Origin of the sequence: Pukyongiella litopenaei (assembly GCF_003008555.2) — a bacterium.
Lineage (GTDB): Bacteria > Pseudomonadota > Alphaproteobacteria > Rhodobacterales > Rhodobacteraceae > Pukyongiella > Pukyongiella litopenaei.
The window spans coordinates 1192092-1206112 of record NZ_CP027665.1 but is presented as its reverse complement, the minus strand read 5'-3'; the positions used below and the strand labels follow the sequence as shown (position 1 = coordinate 1206112).

Annotated in this window: 15 protein-coding genes; 10 read left to right on the top strand and 5 right to left on the bottom strand. The window is 68.5% G+C overall.

Annotated features, from left to right (window positions below; genetic code table 11):
* The first annotated feature begins 51 nt into the window (after positions 1–51).
* The 9 genes from tmk to C6Y53_RS05980 all read left to right on the top strand — a co-directional run bounded on the left by tmk (position 52) and on the right by C6Y53_RS05980 (position 7874).
* Positions 52–609 carry a dTMP kinase gene (tmk, locus tag C6Y53_RS06020; protein ID WP_244614997.1) on the top strand — a complete coding sequence of 186 codons (558 nt, stop codon included), beginning with the start codon at positions 52–54 and terminating at the stop codon, positions 607–609.
* Positions 606–1736: a DNA polymerase III subunit delta' gene (locus C6Y53_RS06015; protein ID WP_106471618.1), complete on the top strand. Its 1131-nt coding sequence runs from the start codon at positions 606–608 to the stop codon at positions 1734–1736. Before tmk ends, C6Y53_RS06015 begins: the two co-directional genes overlap by 4 nt.
* A complete protein-coding gene (locus tag C6Y53_RS06010; protein WP_106471617.1) occupies positions 1733–2554 on the top strand; it encodes a TatD family hydrolase in 822 nt (273 codons plus the stop codon). The genes C6Y53_RS06015 and C6Y53_RS06010 overlap by 4 nt, the downstream gene beginning before the upstream one ends.
* The gene (locus C6Y53_RS06005; RefSeq protein WP_106471616.1) at positions 2554–3351 is read left to right on the top strand and encodes an MBL fold metallo-hydrolase; all 798 of its coding nucleotides are present in this window, start codon (positions 2554–2556) and stop codon (positions 3349–3351) included. The genes C6Y53_RS06010 and C6Y53_RS06005 overlap by 1 nt, the downstream gene beginning before the upstream one ends.
* 81 nt (positions 3352–3432) lie before the next feature.
* Positions 3433–4371, top strand: a complete 939-nt coding sequence (locus tag C6Y53_RS06000) for an AEC family transporter (RefSeq protein WP_106471615.1) — start codon at positions 3433–3435, stop codon at positions 4369–4371.
* Between the two features lie 93 nt (positions 4372–4464).
* Positions 4465–5433 carry a cyclase family protein gene (locus C6Y53_RS05995; protein ID WP_106471614.1) on the top strand — a complete coding sequence of 323 codons (969 nt, stop codon included), beginning with the start codon at positions 4465–4467 and terminating at the stop codon, positions 5431–5433.
* Positions 5434–5534: 101 nt separating this feature from the next.
* Positions 5535–6242 (top strand): ABC transporter permease, encoded by a 708-nt coding sequence (locus C6Y53_RS05990; RefSeq protein WP_106471613.1) that lies wholly within the window; start codon positions 5535–5537, stop codon positions 6240–6242.
* Positions 6235–7029, top strand: a complete 795-nt coding sequence (locus C6Y53_RS05985; RefSeq protein WP_244614951.1) for an ATP-binding cassette domain-containing protein — start codon at positions 6235–6237, stop codon at positions 7027–7029. The genes C6Y53_RS05990 and C6Y53_RS05985 overlap by 8 nt, the downstream gene beginning before the upstream one ends.
* A gap of 20 nt (positions 7030–7049) precedes the next feature.
* Positions 7050–7874, top strand: coding sequence for an ABC transporter substrate-binding protein (locus tag C6Y53_RS05980; RefSeq protein WP_106471612.1), 825 nt, complete (start codon positions 7050–7052; stop codon positions 7872–7874).
* A 6-nt stretch (positions 7875–7880) separates the two neighbouring features.
* Here C6Y53_RS05980 and C6Y53_RS05975 read toward each other — a convergent pair whose 3' ends face one another.
* Both C6Y53_RS05975 and dddP read right to left on the bottom strand, forming a co-directional pair.
* Positions 7881–8756, bottom strand: a complete 876-nt coding sequence (locus C6Y53_RS05975) for a helix-turn-helix transcriptional regulator (RefSeq protein ID WP_106471611.1) — start codon at positions 8754–8756, stop codon at positions 7881–7883.
* A gap of 81 nt (positions 8757–8837) precedes the next feature.
* A complete protein-coding gene (gene dddP, locus C6Y53_RS05970) occupies positions 8838–10178 on the bottom strand; it encodes a dimethylsulfonioproprionate lyase DddP (RefSeq protein WP_106471610.1) in 1341 nt (446 codons plus the stop codon).
* Between the two features lie 116 nt (positions 10179–10294).
* On the opposite strand from dddP, the gene C6Y53_RS05965 reads away from it, so the two are divergent.
* Positions 10295–11050 (top strand): heme-dependent oxidative N-demethylase family protein, encoded by a 756-nt coding sequence (locus C6Y53_RS05965; protein ID WP_106471609.1) that lies wholly within the window; start codon positions 10295–10297, stop codon positions 11048–11050.
* Here the strand turns inward: C6Y53_RS05965 and C6Y53_RS05960 are convergent.
* The 3 genes from C6Y53_RS05960 to C6Y53_RS05950 form a co-directional block, all read right to left on the bottom strand.
* A complete protein-coding gene (locus C6Y53_RS05960; RefSeq protein WP_244614950.1) occupies positions 11047–11844 on the bottom strand; it encodes a lytic murein transglycosylase in 798 nt (265 codons plus the stop codon). The two genes, C6Y53_RS05965 and C6Y53_RS05960, sit on opposite strands and share 4 nt — an antisense overlap.
* A 76-nt stretch (positions 11845–11920) precedes the next feature.
* Positions 11921–13675: a tetratricopeptide repeat-containing sulfotransferase family protein gene (locus C6Y53_RS05955; protein WP_106471608.1), complete on the bottom strand. Its 1755-nt coding sequence runs from the start codon at positions 13673–13675 to the stop codon at positions 11921–11923.
* A gap of 64 nt (positions 13676–13739) precedes the next feature.
* Positions 13740–14021: a hypothetical protein gene (locus C6Y53_RS05950; RefSeq protein ID WP_106471607.1), complete on the bottom strand. Its 282-nt coding sequence runs from the start codon at positions 14019–14021 to the stop codon at positions 13740–13742.

The following is a 14021-nucleotide window of genomic DNA, read 5'->3' as shown; positions in this document are numbered from 1 at the left end:
TTCATCAGTTTCGAAGGTATCGACGGGTCCGGAAAATCCACCCAGGCGCGGATGCTGGCCGATACGCTGCGCGGCGATGGCCACGACGTGGTGCTGACCCGCGAACCCGGCGGGTCGCCCGGCGCCGAGGAAATCCGTGCGCTGGTGCTGCAGGGCGATCCCGACCGCTGGTCGGCGGAAACCGAGATCCTGCTGTTCACCGCGGCGCGGCGCGACCACATGGAACGCACGATCCGCCCCGCGCTGGACGCCGGCAAGGTGGTGATCTGCGACCGCTTCGCCGACAGCACGCGCATGTATCAGGGCATGTCCCGCGGCGATCTGCGCGGGCTGGTGGACCAGCTGCACGATCTGATGATCGGCTGCGAACCGGACCTGACGCTGCTGATCGACATGGACCCGGAAACGGGGCTGACCCGCGCGCTCGGGCGGCAGGGGGCCGAAGAAAGGTTCGAAACCTTCGGCGCCGGTCTGCAGGCGCGGATGCGCGACGGGTTCCTGGCGCTGGCGCGGGACTATCCCGCGCGGGTCCGGGTCATCGACGGCAACCGCGATCCGGCTGCGGTCGCCGCTGACATCCGCGCCGTCGCCGCCCGGGCGCTGGCATGACCGACGCGCCGGCCCCCGACCGGATCGACGGTGCGCCGCATCCGCGCGAAACCGGTCGCCTGTTCGGCCAGCATCCCGCCGAGGCCGGCTTTCTCGATGCGTTCAACGCCGGGCGGATGCATCACGGCTGGCTGCTGAGCGGCCCGCGCGGGGTGGGCAAGGCGACGCTGGCCTGGCGCATCGCGCGGTTTCTGCTGGCCGCGCCGGCGGCCGATGACGGGCTGTTCGGCGCCCCGCCGCCCGCCGCGCCGCTCGATATCGGCCCGGATCACCCGGTGGCCCGCCAGATCGCCGCCGGGACCACGCAGGGGCTGGCCTGCGTGACCCGCACCGTCAATGACAAGACCGACAAGCTGCGCGGCGAAATCGTCGTCGACGACATCCGGCGGCTGCGCGAGTTTTTTGCGCTCTCGGCCCCCGATGGCGGGCGCCGCGTGGTGATCGTCGATGCCGCCGACGACATGAACATCTCGGCCGCCAACGCGCTGCTGAAGATGCTCGAAGAGCCGCCCCGCGGGGCGACGCTGCTGCTGGTGTCGCACCAGCCGTCACGCCTGTTGCCGACGATCCGGTCCCGCTGCCGCAGCCTGCGCCTGTCGCCGCTCGGCCCCGACGATCTGGCGCTGGCGCTGGATCAGGCCGGGGCGCCCGCGGTCGAAAACCCCGACCACCTGACCGCGCTGGCGGGCGGGTCGGTGGGCGCCGCGCTGCGGCTGATCCATCTCGGCGGGCAGGAGATCTATGCGGAACTGGTGGCGATCCTCGGCGCCATGCCTCGGCCCGATCGCCAGCGCGCCCTGCGGCTGGCCGAAACCATGACCGGCCCCAGGGCGCAGGACCGGTTCGACCTCGCGCTCGATCTGATCGACATAGCGCTGGCACGTCTGGCGCGCTGCGGCGCCGCGGGGGCGCCGCCCATGCCCGAGGCCGCGCCGGGCGAGGCCGGGATGCTGGCGCGACTGGCGCCCAGCGCCGCCGCCGCACGGGCCTGGGCCGATACCGCCGCGCAGGTCGCCGACCGCACCCGGCGCGGGCGGGCGGTCAACCTTGACCCTGCCGCGCTTGTCCTAGATACGGTCTTCAGTATCCAGCAGACCGCCGCGGGACAGGCCCGCCAGCAGGCATGACGAGCACCGAACCCCAAACCACCGCCGAGATCACTGACAGCCACTGCCACCTCGATTTCCCGGATTTCGAGGGTCAGCTCGACGGCATCGTCGCCCGCGCCGCCGCCGCCGGGGTCACCCGGATGGTCACCATCTGCACGCGGCTGCGCAACGAACCCGCCGTGCGCGCCATCGCCGAGGCGCACGCACCAGTATTCTACGCCGCCGGCACCCACCCGATGAGCGCGGCAGAGGAACCGATGGCCACCGTGGACCAGCTGGTCGCGCTGGCGCGGCATCCGAAATTCGTCGGTATCGGCGAAACCGGGCTCGACTATCACTATACCGCCGAGAGCGCGCAGGTGCAGAAGGACAGCCTGCGCATCCATATCGCGGCGGCGCGTGAAACCGGGCTGCCGCTGATCATCCACGCCCGCGCCGCCGATGACGACATGGCAAGGATCCTGACCGAAGAGCACGCCAACGGCGCCTATGACTGCGTGATGCACTGCTTTTCCTCCTCCGCCGCGCTGGCCGGTGCCGCGCTGGACCTGGGCTTCTACCTGTCGATGTCCGGCATCGCCGCCTTCCCGCGCAGCACCGGGCTGCGCGATATCTTCGCCGCCGCGCCGGTGGACCGTATCCTGGTGGAAACCGACGCGCCCTACCTGGCGCCGCCGCCGCATCGCGGCAAACGCAACGAACCCGCCTTCACCGCCCATACCGCGCGTGTCGGAGCCGACCTGTTCGGCATGGACTATGCCGCCTTTGCCGCGCAGACCCAGGCCAATTTCGACCGGCTGTTCACCAAGGCCGTGCATGACCGGGCGGCGGCCTGATGGCCGGGCTGACCTTTACCATCCTCGGCAGCGGTTCGTCAGGCGGGGTGCCGCGCATCGGCGGCCACTGGGGCCGGTGCGACCCGTCAAATCCCCGCAACCGCCGCCGCCGCTGTTCGCTGCTGGTCGAACGCACGGGCGACAATGGCACCACCTCGGTGCTGATCGACACCTCGCCCGATCTGCGCAGCCAGCTCCTCGATGCCGGGGTGGGGCGCCTGGACGCGGTGGTCTATACCCATTTCCACGCCGATCATGTGCATGGCATCGACGATTTGCGCATGGTCGTGTTCAACATGCGCGCGCGCATTCCGGTCTGGGCCGACCCGCATACGCAGGAGGCGCTGCTGTCGCGTTTCGGATACGCCTTCGTGCAGCCCGACGATTCGCCCTATCCCCCGATCCTCGACCTGAAGACCATCGACGGCGCGTTCACCATCGACGGCGCCGGCGGCCCGATCCCGTTCCGTCCGTTCACCGTCGGCCATGGCAGCATCGACGCGCTGGGGTTCCGGATCGGCGGGCTGGCCTACCTGCCCGACGTGGCCGAGATCTACGATGCCGCCTGGGACGAACTGCGCGATCTCGACATCTGGATCGTCGATGCGCTGCGCCGCGACCCGCACCCCACCCATGCGCATCTGGAACGGTCGCTGGACTGGATCGCGCAGGCGAAACCGAAACAGGCGGTTCTGACCAACATGCATATCGACATGGATTACGACGAGGTCACCAACGACACGCCGGACAACGTCACGCCCGCCCATGACGGCATGACCCTGCGCCTGCCGGTCTAGGCGGGCCGGCATCTTCCTCTTGCCCCAAATATCCCCGCCGGAGGCTCCCGCCGCCAGCAACCGGCGCTGCGGTTGCCCGTCATGCAGACCCTGATCGACGTCATCCTGCCGGTCTTCCTGGTCATCGGCGCGGGCTACGCGGCGACGCGGGGCGGCTGGTTCAGCGCCGGCCAGATCGACGGGATCATGAAATTCACCCAGAGCGTGGCGATCCCCTGCCTGCTGTTCCGCGCCATCGCCGGGCTGGACCTGTCGGCCAGCCTGGATGCCCGCCTGCTGGGCAGTTTCTATGCCGGGGCGCTGCTGTGCTTTCTCGCCGGTCTCTACGGCGCGCGGCTGATCTTTCGCCGCGACTGGGAAGACAGCGTCGCGATCGGGTTCTGCTGCCTGTTCTCGAACTCGATCCTGCTGGGGCTGCCGATCACCGAACGCGCCTATGGCGCCGGCAACCTGACCGGCAACTACGCGATCATCGCCTTTCATTCGCCGTTCTGCTACGGCATCGGCATCACCGTGATGGAGATCGTCCGCCACCGGGGCAAGAGCGGGCGGGCGATGGTCGCGTCGGTGCTCAACGCCATGTTCCGGAACCTGCTGATCCTGGCCATCGGGCTGGGGTTCCTGGTCAACCTGACCGGTCTCGCCCTGCCCGAGGCGCTGGACGGGGCGCTCGCCATGGTTGCCCGCGCCGCCCTGCCGGGGGCGTTGTTCGCGCTGGGCGGCGTGCTGGTGCAATATCGCCCCGAGGGCGACCTGCGCACCATCATCTATGTCTGTGCCGTGTCGCTGCTGCTGCACCCGGCGCTGGTCTGGACCTTCGGCACCGCGATGTCGCTGCCGCAGGACCTGTTCCGCTCGGCCGTCGTGAACGCGGCGATGGCGCCGGGGTTCAACGCCTACATCTTTGCCAACATGTATGGCCGCGCGAAACGGGTTGCCGCGTCCTCGGTGCTGATTGCCACCGGCGCAACGATTTTCACCGTCTGGATCTGGCTGGCCATTCTGGGCGGCGCGGGATAGCGACCTGCGGCCTTCGCGATGGCGGTTTCCCGGACTATAGTCGCCCTCGCCAGGCCGGCGCAGCCCGCCCCGGCCATTGGGAGGAGGCAAAACATGATCAGACTGAAAACCGCAACCCTGGCTGCGACCGTGGCCGCTGCTGCCGCATTGGGACCGGGCCTGTCGCCCGCCTGGGCCGAGGATTGCGTTCCCTCGAAATGGGGGGCGGACGACCAGATCGGCGCCGCCAATCACGTCAGCCCGGACCGGACGTTGGAGGCGCTCAAGCTGGTCAAGACCGGCAACAGCGCGCCGCTCGGCATCGTCGTCGATCCCAAGATGCCGGCCTTTCCGCCCCGCTCGACCTCGCTGCAGGTGGTGTCGCCGGGGCAGCATAACGGCCGCACCCTGACCGGAGATTTCGGCTGGGACGCGTCCTATAACGACGACCTGGCGCAGCTCTGGTTCGGCACCGGGCCGCAGATCGACGGGCTGGGCCACCTGGGCGAAGCGAACATCTACTACAACTGCAACAACGCCCGGGATTTCGTGAACATCACCGGGTTGCAGAAACTGGGGGTGCACCAGATCCCGCCGCTGGTCGCGCGCGGCGTGATCGTGGACATGGCCGGGCATTTCGGCGTCGAGGCGCTGGAAGGCGGGCAGGTGATCACCACCGATGACGTCAAGGCGGCGATGGAGGCGCAGGGCGTCACCGTCAATCCCGGCGACGTGGTGCTGTTCCATACCGGCTGGACCGACGCCAAGCTGGAATCGGATCCCGCCGGATGGGTCAGCCAGGAACCGGGGCTCGACAACGCCGCCACCGCCTATGTGGGGGATATGGACCCGATGGCGGTGGGTGCCGACACCTGGGGGCTCGAAGCGGTGCCGCCCGCCGAGGGCGACGGGGTGTTCTATGGCCATGTGGAACTGCTGGCCAAGCGTGGCATCTATATCCTGGAAACCATGAATACCGGCCCGCTGGTCGCGCAGGGCGTGCAGGAATTCATGTTCGTCCTGGGGCAGGCGCGGATCAAGGGAACCGTGCAGATGATCATCAACCCGGTCGCGCTCTGGTAGGCGGCCCGCCGGGCCGGGCGCATCACCGTCCGGCCCGGTGTCTTCTGTCGTGAGGGTGCATTTTCTTGCATTTTTTCCCGTCTGGTGGAATCAATGCAGGAATGGACGGGTTTGGTGGCATACTTACCGACGCCTTGGGGCTGATCCTCGCCGGCGATCGCGATCTGGCCGAGATCATCGGGCTGTCGCTGCGCGTCACGCTCACCGCAGTGGCGGTCGCCTGCGTGATCGGCCTGCCGATGGGGGCGCTGGTCGGCGCGTTCCGCTTTCCCGGCCGGGCCTTGGTCGCCGTGGTGCTGAACGCGCTGATGGGGCTGCCGCCGGTGGTGGTGGGGCTGACCGTCTATCTGATGCTCTCCGCCGCCGGGCCGCTGGGGCCGCTGGGGCTGCTCTATACGCCGATGGCGATGATCATCGCCCAGACCATTCTGGTCACGCCGATCGTCGCTGCGCTGACCAAGCAGGTGGTCGAGGATCTGCTGAGCGAATATGCCGAGCAGTTCGAATCGCTGGGCGTGGGGCCGCTGGACCGGGTCGCGGCGTTGCTGTGGGATGCCCGCTACAGCCTGCTGACCGTGGCGCTGGCCGGGTTCGGCCGCGCGGTGGCCGAGGTCGGCGCGGTGATCATCGTTGGGGGCAACATCAACCATGTCACCCGCGTGATGACCACGACCATCGCGCTGGAAACCTCGAAGGGGAACCTCGAACTGGCGCTGGCGCTGGGCGTGGTGCTGCTGGCGATCGCCTTTTCCATCAACGCGGCGGTGATGGCGCTGCGGGCATCGGCGGTGAGGGCGGCCTATGTCTGACCTGGCGCTGCATTCCGCCCCGTCGGCCATGCCCGCGCAGCGGCAGCAGGCCGCGCCCGGCCTGCTCGAAGCCCGCGGCCTGACATTCGAGGCCGGTGGCGCGCGGCTGATCGACGGGCTTGACCTGGTGATCCGGCCGGGCCGCCGCACCGTGATCATGGGGCCCAACGGCGCGGGCAAGAGCCTGACCCTGCGCCTGCTGCACGGGCTGTTGCAGCCTTCGGCGGGCGCGGTGCTGTGGGAGGGCCGCCCGCTGGACCGGGCCGCCCGCCGGTTGCAGGCGATGGTGTTCCAGCGCCCGGTGATGCTGCGCCGCTCTGTTCGCGCGAACCTGCGTTTCGCGCTGTCGGTGCGCGGGCTTCGGCGCGACGAACGCCGCGCCCGCGAAGACGAAGCCATGCAGCGCGCCCGTCTCTGCCATCTCGCCCGGCGGCCGGCCCGCGTGTTGTCGGGCGGCGAACAGCAGCGGCTGACGGTGGCCCGCGCACTGGCCTGCCACCCGCGGGTCCTGTTTCTCGATGAACCGACATCCAGCCTCGATCCGCAATCGACGCAGATGATCGAGGATCTCGTGAACGAGGCGCATGGGGACGGCGTGACCGTCGTGATGGTGACCCATGATCCGGGGCAGGCCCGGCGCCTGGGCGACGATCTGGTGTTTCTTCATGACGGGCGGGTGGCCGAATACGGGCCGGTGGCGCAGGTGCTGAACGCGCCCCGGTCCGATGCGGCCATCGCCTGGCGTGACGGGCGGCTGCACCTGCAGCCGTCCCAGCGGACATTCTGAATAAGAGCGAGGGAGTTTCCATGTTCAGACGCACAGCCATCGCGGCGGCTGCCGCAGCCTTGCTGGCCCTGCCAGCCCTGCCGGTCGCGGCCGCGGACGATTTCATCGTGGTGCAATCCACCACGTCGACCCAGAATTCGGGCCTGTTCGACCATATCCTGCCGATGTTCCAGGATGAAACCGGCATCGAGGTGCGCGTGGTCGCGGTGGGGACCGGCCAGGCCATCAAGAACGCGGCCAACGGGGATGGCGACGTGCTGTTCGTGCACGCCAAGCCGGCGGAAGAGAAATTCGTCGCCGATGGCGACGGGGTGTTGCGCCAGGACGTGATGTACAACGATTTCGTCATCGTCGGCCCGCCGGCCGATCCGGCGGGGATCGGCGGCATGTCGGACGTGGTCGCGGCGCTGCAGAAGATCGCCGCGGCCGAGGTCCCGTTCGCGTCACGCGGCGATGACAGCGGCACCAACAAGGCCGAGCTGCGGCTGTGGAAAGCGGCGGGTGTCGATGCGCAGGGCTCGTCCGGCGACTGGTATCGCGAAACCGGTTCGGGCATGGGCGCCACGCTGAACACCGGCACCGCCATGGGCGCCTATATCATGACCGACCGCGCCACCTGGATCGCCTTTGGCAACAAGGGCGACTACACGATCGCGGTGGAAGGCGACGAGCGGCTGTTCAACCAGTATGGCATCATCCTGGTCAGCCCCGACAAGCATCCGAACGTGAAGGCCGAACAGGGCCAGAAATTCGTCGACTGGGTGCTGTCGGACGAAGGCCAGGCCGCCATCGCCGGGTTCAAGGTCGATGGCCAGCAGCTGTTCTTTCCCAACGCGGGCGGCTGACGCGGATCAGGGCGACAGCCAGCGCACCGTGCCCAGCCCGGACAGGTCGTAGCCGCCCATGGCTGCGGCCTTTTCCGTCAGCGCATCCGTCCGTGCAAAGGCCAGAAGCTGCTGAACCGGCGCGGTGAAATAGGCGCGCCGGTCGATCAGCAGGTCGAACCGTTCCTGCATCAGCGGCAGGAAATCCAGCCCGAAACGGCGGGCCATCGCCTCGATGCCCAGCGCGGTGTCGGCGGCGCCGTCGGCAACCGAGATCGCGGCCTCGCTTTCGGTGCGCGCCACCCCGGGCGCTGCGGTCAGATCGGCGGCGGTCATTCCGGCCTCGTGGCACAGCCGGTCGAACAGGGCGCTGGTGCCGGCTTGGGGCTGGCGCAGGGCGATGCGCAGCCCGCGCAGGTCAGCAAAGCCGGTCACCCGGTCCCGAACCCCGGCGCCGAGGATCAATCCACGCGCGCGTGCGGCCCACCCGATCAGCACGCAGTCGCGCAGCCCGCGTGCGGCGACGGTTGCGATATTCCAGCCGTCCTCCTCTTCGGGCAGGTGCAACCCGCAGGCCACGGCCCCGCCCTGCGCATAGAGATCCAGCCCGCCCAGCGACCCGTTCACCAGCGCCGCCAGCCCGCAGCCCGAGTCGCGCAGCGCCCAGTCCAGCAGCGGATCGTGCGAACCGGTCAGGACCGCGGGTCGCTCGGCGCCCGCAACCGACGGTTCGCCACCGACCCATGCCATGATCTCGGCGGAGGGGAACAGCAGCTTGCCGGTGATCCGCCGGTGCGGGATCTCGTCGGCGGCAACCAGGTCATAGACCTTGCGTTCCTTCACCCGCAGCAGATCGGCCACTTCCCTGGTGGTCAGAAAGGCCGGCCTGCCGTCATCGTTCATCGCGTTTCGCCCCTGCTGCTGGGCGGCAACGATGCGCCATATCCCGCGCCCGCGCAAGACGGCCACGGGCGGGATGGCCGGTCAGCCCCCCATTAGCACGCTGTCGAAGGGATAGGTGGTCAGGTTCTCGTGCCCGTCCTCGGTGATCAGCACCTGGTCTTCCAGCTTGATCGAGAAATCGCCGCCCACCTCGCCGACGCAGGCCTCGACGCACAGCACCATGCCGGGCTCCAGCGCATAGTCATAGGCGCCGGCCACCGCCTTGTCGGGATAGGCCACCAGCGGCCATTCATCGCACAGGCCGACGCCGTGCATCATGCAGCCGTATTTCTGCGCCTGGTATCTGTCCTCGAGCCGGTGACCGTTGGCGGTCAGTTCCGGGATGGTCACGCCGGGGCGCAGCATCCCGATATTGGTCATGATGTGTTCATGGGCATGGCGCATGGCATGGATCATGTCGGGACGCGGTGCGCGGTCGCCGATCCACCAGCTGCGCGAGATGTCGATACAGATCCCGTAGGACCCGATCAGATCGGTGTCGAAGCTGATGATCTCGTTGCGCTGGCAGATGCGCGGCCCGCATTCCTGGAACCACGGGTTGGTGCGCGGCCCCGACGCCAGCAGGCGGGTTTCGATCCATTCGCCGCCGCGGCGGATATTCCCGGCATGCAGCACCGCCCAGATGTCATCCTCGCAGGTCCTGCCGTCACCCACATTGGCGCGGGCAAATTCCTCCATCTCGCGCACCGCCATGTCGCAGGCGTGATGGGCACAGCGCATCGCCGCAATCTCGTCCGCGCCCTTTACCGCACGGGTCTTTTCGGTGACCTCTTCGCCTTCCATGATCTCGAACCCCTGTGACTCGAGCGCGCGCAGGCCGTGCAACATCACCTTGTCCACCGCCAGCCTGCGGTTGCCGGGGGCGTGTTCGCCCAGCAGGACGCGCACCTCGTTGGCAAAGACATCGGCGGCCACGTCCACCTTGTCGCCGCGGTCGAAATAGAACAGATCCGCGCCGCTGCGCTGTTCGCGCACCAGCGGGTTGAAGGTCGAAAGGAAGGGCGAGTTCCTGTAGTCCCAGATCACCATGTAGCCATCGGCGCATAGCAGCAGCGCCCGGAACGGGTTATGGGCGTTCCAGAGCTGCATGTTGGTGCTGTCGGTGGCGTAGCGGATATTGAGCGGGTCGAACATCAGCAGCCCGGCATAGCCGCGATCCACCACCGCCCGCGTCAGCCGGCTCCAGCGGTATTCGCGCATGCGCGGCAGGTTGGGCAGGGCCAGCCCCGCCGCCTCCCATTCCTGCAGGGCCAGCCGGGTCGGGCCGATCTCGATACGGTCCTGGTCGTTGGGCGTGCGGTCCCCGGTCAGCGCGCCGCGGCTGGGGTCGATCTTGCGTATCTCGCGATAGGGACGCTCCATGTCGGTCTCCTCCCGGCTCTGATCCTGCGGGGCGGGCGGGGCCGGTTCCGTTCCGAAACCGACGCGGGATGGCGTTTTCCTGCCGACAACGCCGTTCCGCGATGCTAGGCCGGGGCATGACCGCGATACTGCAAAGCTCGATCCCCTATCATCCGCTGGCGCCGCGCCGGTTGCCGGGGATCGCGCCGCTGGACATGGCCGACTGGCTCCAGCGCGACGATGCCTTTGCCGCGCAGATGGCCGAACGCGACCGGCTGATCGCGACCCGCCGCGCCGAGGTGCTGGCGCTGGACGATGCCGCGCGCCCGGCGGCGGTGGAACTGCTGGAAACGGTGCTGGACCTGGCCTATCCCGGCGCGACCGGCACGGTGCGGCGGCCGGACGGTGTCGGCGTCACGCTTGACCGGGGCGATCCGCTGGGCACGCTGGGGCGGCTGGTGCAGGAAGATCTCTGCATCCTGGAAAAACGCGGCGCCGAACATGTGCTGACCGGCGCGGTGCTGTGTTTCCCGGCCAGCTGGACGCTGTCGGAAAAATTCCTGCGCCCGCTGATCGCCATTCACACGCCGGTCGACAGCTATGACGCGAACATGGCCACGCGGGTGCAGCGGTTGTTCGACGGGGTGCAGCCGGGGCGGCCGCTCTGGCGCAGCAACGCGCTGTGGTATGCCGATCCCGACCTGCATCAGCCGCGCCGCGAGGCCGATCCGCGCCCGGAGCAGGCGGATGCAACGCTGCCCTACCTGCGCAGCGAGCGGCAATCAGTGCTGCGCCTGCCGCGCACGCGCGCGGTGGTGTTCTCGATCCATACCTATGTGCTGGCGCGGGCCGATATGCAGGGGCTGGCCGATGCGGGCCGGGCCGGGGCCTAGCCGTCGATCCGCGCGCCCATGATGGCAATGGCCTGCTGATAGACCGTCGCCGCGTTCCATTCCTTGATAACGCGGAAATTGGGCTGGCCTTCCTGATAGCCCTTGCCCGGTTTCCAGCCCTTCTTGCGCAGATAGTTGGCGGTCGATGCCAGCGCGTCGGTCACGTTGTAGAAATCGACCCGGCCATCCCCGGTGGCGTCCACGCCATAGGTCAGCGCGTTGCCGGGCAGGAACTGGGTATGGCCCAGTTCGCCATGCCGGGCGCCCAGCGTCGAGGCGCTGATCGAACCGTTGTCGACCAGTTTCAGCGCCCCGATCGCATGCGGGATGAAGAAACTCGACCGGCGGCAATCATAGGCCAGCGTCGTGATCGCCGAGACCACCCGGCTGTCGCCCATGAAGTTCCCGAACCCGGTCTCCATGCCGTGAATGGCGATCAGGACGCCTGCGGGCACGCCATATTGGCGTTCCAGCGCGGCATAGAAATTGGGGTTGCTGGCCTTGCGCCGCCGCCCCTGCGACACGATCGTATCCGCGCCGCGCACCTGCATGAATTTCGACAGCGAATAGCGAAAGCTCTTCTGGTTGCGGTCGGCGGCGATGGTGCGGCTGGCATATTGCGACTGGGCCAGCGCCTGCAGCCCGCGATTGCCCACGCCGGCCTTTTTCGCCTGCGCCGCAAAGTTCGCCTTCCAGGTCTCGAAACCCGACCCGGTGTTGCCGCAGCTGGCGGCCGCCGCCATGCCCGCCCCCGCCAGCCAGAGAAACACGCCAAGCGCTGCGTATCGTTTCATATTGCCATCCCCGTCCTTCGCCCGGTTTAGCGGACGATCCCTGTCAGGCTATCGTGCCTTGATGCGAAAACAAGGGTCAATCTGTGGCGTCAGCCAGTTCGGGCCAGAGCTCCGGGTCGAGCGCCTCGATGAACGGGGCCAGCAAATCCGCGTGGTCGCGCCATTGCCCGACCGACCGCGTATGCACCGGCTGGCGCAGCTGATGGACGCTGAGCGTGCGCACCTGACCGGCATGGCGGTCTGGCTGCGCCATGCCGGACTGCCAGTCGAGCCCGCAGAACCGGGCCAATTCGCGGCTCGTCGCCCCGGGATCGGAAACGAGCGATTCATAGGTGATTTCAAGGATGTTGCCGGGCATCACCTGCCGCCAATGCGCCATGATCCCGGCATAGAGGTTGAACCGGTGCGCCATCGCCGCGCGATCATAGGCATAGGCCAGCCGCCCCGCCGGAAACCGCGCCCGCCAAAGCGACAGCGCGGTGTCGCGCGGATCGCGGCGCAGGTGAATGATGCGCGCCTCGGGCCAGATCGTTTTCAGAAACCCGGCCAGCCTGTGGTTTTCGGGCATCTTGTCGACATAGGCGCTTGTGCCTTCGGGCAGGTCCGGCAGGTTGGCGCGGTCGGTCCGGCGGATGCGCGCGATATCCCCGGCGTCGAGCGGGCGGCCCGATTGCAGCCAGGGAAACAGCAGATCGCCCACGCGGCGTTCGCCCAGCGGCACCACCGCGTCATGGGCGCCCAGCACCGCCTCGGCCAGCGTGGTGCCCGAGCGCGGCATACCGAGAACGAAGATGGGAACCGGCCCGTCGGTATCTTCCACCGGCTCGACCCTTGCCGGGGCAGGGAACCGCGCCCTGATCGTGTCGGTGAACGCCGCTTCGCCGGCGGCGTCATAGGGGGTGAGCGCGGCGGTTTCGTCATTGGCCTGTTTCAGGTGATCCATGGCGGCAGCGTCCCCGGCGCGGGTTCCGGCATGGGCCAGGGCAAACATCAGCGTTGCGTGATCGGCGCTTCCAGACGGGGTGCGTGACAGGGCATCCGTGATCCGCGTCCGCAGAGCGGGCAGATCCCCGGTTGGCAGCGCGAGCGCGAGCTGGTCCAGCGTCTCGGCGTCGTCGGGCGCCAGCTCGAGCGCGGCGCGAAAGGTCGCGATGGCCCGGTCGCGGTCACCCGCCGCCAGCAGGCGATTGGCGAGTTCGGCCCGCAGCCCGGCATGATCCGGTGACACCGCGATGGCGCGGTTCAGCACCGCGATGGCATCGTCGTCGCGGGTCAGGTACATCAGCAGCGCGGCCAGTTCGAGCGCGACGCCCGGATCGGCCGGGTCGAGATCCGCCGCCGCCATGTAATCGTCCAGTGCCCCCCGCGACAGCCCCATCCGGTTGCGCAGCGCCGCCCGCCGAAGCAGCGCCGCCCGGTTGCGCGGCGCCAGCGCAAGCGCCTGACCCACCGCCGTCTCGGCTGCCGGCAGGTCGCCCGTTGCCTCGCTGGCCACCGCCAGCAGCAGCCACGCGCCGTCATCCCGCGGCAGGTCCGTCACCAGCCGCTGCAACAGCTTGCCGGCCCGATCGGGTTGCCCCAGCCCCAGATAGGCCTGCGCCAGGTTGCGCCGCGCGTCGTGGAAATCGGGGGCGAGCGCCAGCGCCTTGCGGAACAGCGGCACCGCCTCGCGTTCCTTGCCCAATGCGCACAGCGCCGTGGCGGCGATGTTGGGAAAGGCGGGGTGGGATTTGTGGCGGCGCATCCCGGCCCTTGCCGCCTTGATGGCCGCCTTGTAGCGCCCCTGCCGGGCAGGGGTCAGGGCGGCGTGAAGATCGGATTGCAACGACATGACCCCGTCCTAGAAGTGGCGCCGGGCCTTGTCCATGACCGCCTTGCCCCCGTGATCGGGGCGATCAGGGATGCGGCGCGCCCTCGAACAGGTAGGCATGGATGCCGCGCAGGTTGTCGCGGTATTCCGCGTCGTCCTCGAATTCCTCGGCGGTGAGCTTTTCATACTCGGCCTGCGGCAGCACGTCCGAGGCGATCGCGTCCTCCAGTTCGGCGCGGAAGATGTCGCGGATCTCGGCATTGCCCGGCGCGTCCAGGTTGGCCTTGAGCGCGATCAGGTCGAAGGCGTTGACATTGCAGTAATTGCGCAGCCTGCGCTTGAGGATTTCCAGCTTTTCAAACGCCAT

What these genes read in the sequence shown, in the direction of transcription:
- tmk (WP_244614997.1), top strand. Translation starts at nt 52, where the DNA reads ATGCTGGCCGATACGCTGCGCGGCGATGGCCACGACGTGGTGCTGACC.
- C6Y53_RS06015 (WP_106471618.1), top strand. Translation starts at nt 606, where the DNA reads ATGACCGACGCGCCGGCCCCCGACCGGATCGACGGTGCGCCGCATCCG.
- C6Y53_RS06010 (WP_106471617.1), top strand. Translation starts at nt 1,733, where the DNA reads ATGACGAGCACCGAACCCCAAACCACCGCCGAGATCACTGACAGCCAC.
- C6Y53_RS06005 (WP_106471616.1), top strand. Translation starts at nt 2,554, where the DNA reads ATGGCCGGGCTGACCTTTACCATCCTCGGCAGCGGTTCGTCAGGCGGG.
- C6Y53_RS06000 (WP_106471615.1), top strand. Translation starts at nt 3,433, where the DNA reads ATGCAGACCCTGATCGACGTCATCCTGCCGGTCTTCCTGGTCATCGGC.
- C6Y53_RS05995 (WP_106471614.1), top strand. Translation starts at nt 4,465, where the DNA reads ATGATCAGACTGAAAACCGCAACCCTGGCTGCGACCGTGGCCGCTGCT.
- C6Y53_RS05990 (WP_106471613.1), top strand. Translation starts at nt 5,535, where the DNA reads ATGGACGGGTTTGGTGGCATACTTACCGACGCCTTGGGGCTGATCCTC.
- C6Y53_RS05985 (WP_244614951.1), top strand. Translation starts at nt 6,235, where the DNA reads ATGTCTGACCTGGCGCTGCATTCCGCCCCGTCGGCCATGCCCGCGCAG.
- C6Y53_RS05980 (WP_106471612.1), top strand. Translation starts at nt 7,050, where the DNA reads ATGTTCAGACGCACAGCCATCGCGGCGGCTGCCGCAGCCTTGCTGGCC.
- C6Y53_RS05975 (WP_106471611.1), bottom strand. Translation starts at nt 8,756, where the DNA reads ATGAACGATGACGGCAGGCCGGCCTTTCTGACCACCAGGGAAGTGGCC.
- dddP (WP_106471610.1), bottom strand. Translation starts at nt 10,178, where the DNA reads ATGGAGCGTCCCTATCGCGAGATACGCAAGATCGACCCCAGCCGCGGC.
- C6Y53_RS05965 (WP_106471609.1), top strand. Translation starts at nt 10,295, where the DNA reads ATGACCGCGATACTGCAAAGCTCGATCCCCTATCATCCGCTGGCGCCG.
- C6Y53_RS05960 (WP_244614950.1), bottom strand. Translation starts at nt 11,844, where the DNA reads ATGAAACGATACGCAGCGCTTGGCGTGTTTCTCTGGCTGGCGGGGGCG.
- C6Y53_RS05955 (WP_106471608.1), bottom strand. Translation starts at nt 13,675, where the DNA reads ATGTCGTTGCAATCCGATCTTCACGCCGCCCTGACCCCTGCCCGGCAG.
- C6Y53_RS05950 (WP_106471607.1), bottom strand. Translation starts at nt 14,021, where the DNA reads ATGGCGTTTGAAAAGCTGGAAATCCTCAAGCGCAGGCTGCGCAATTAC.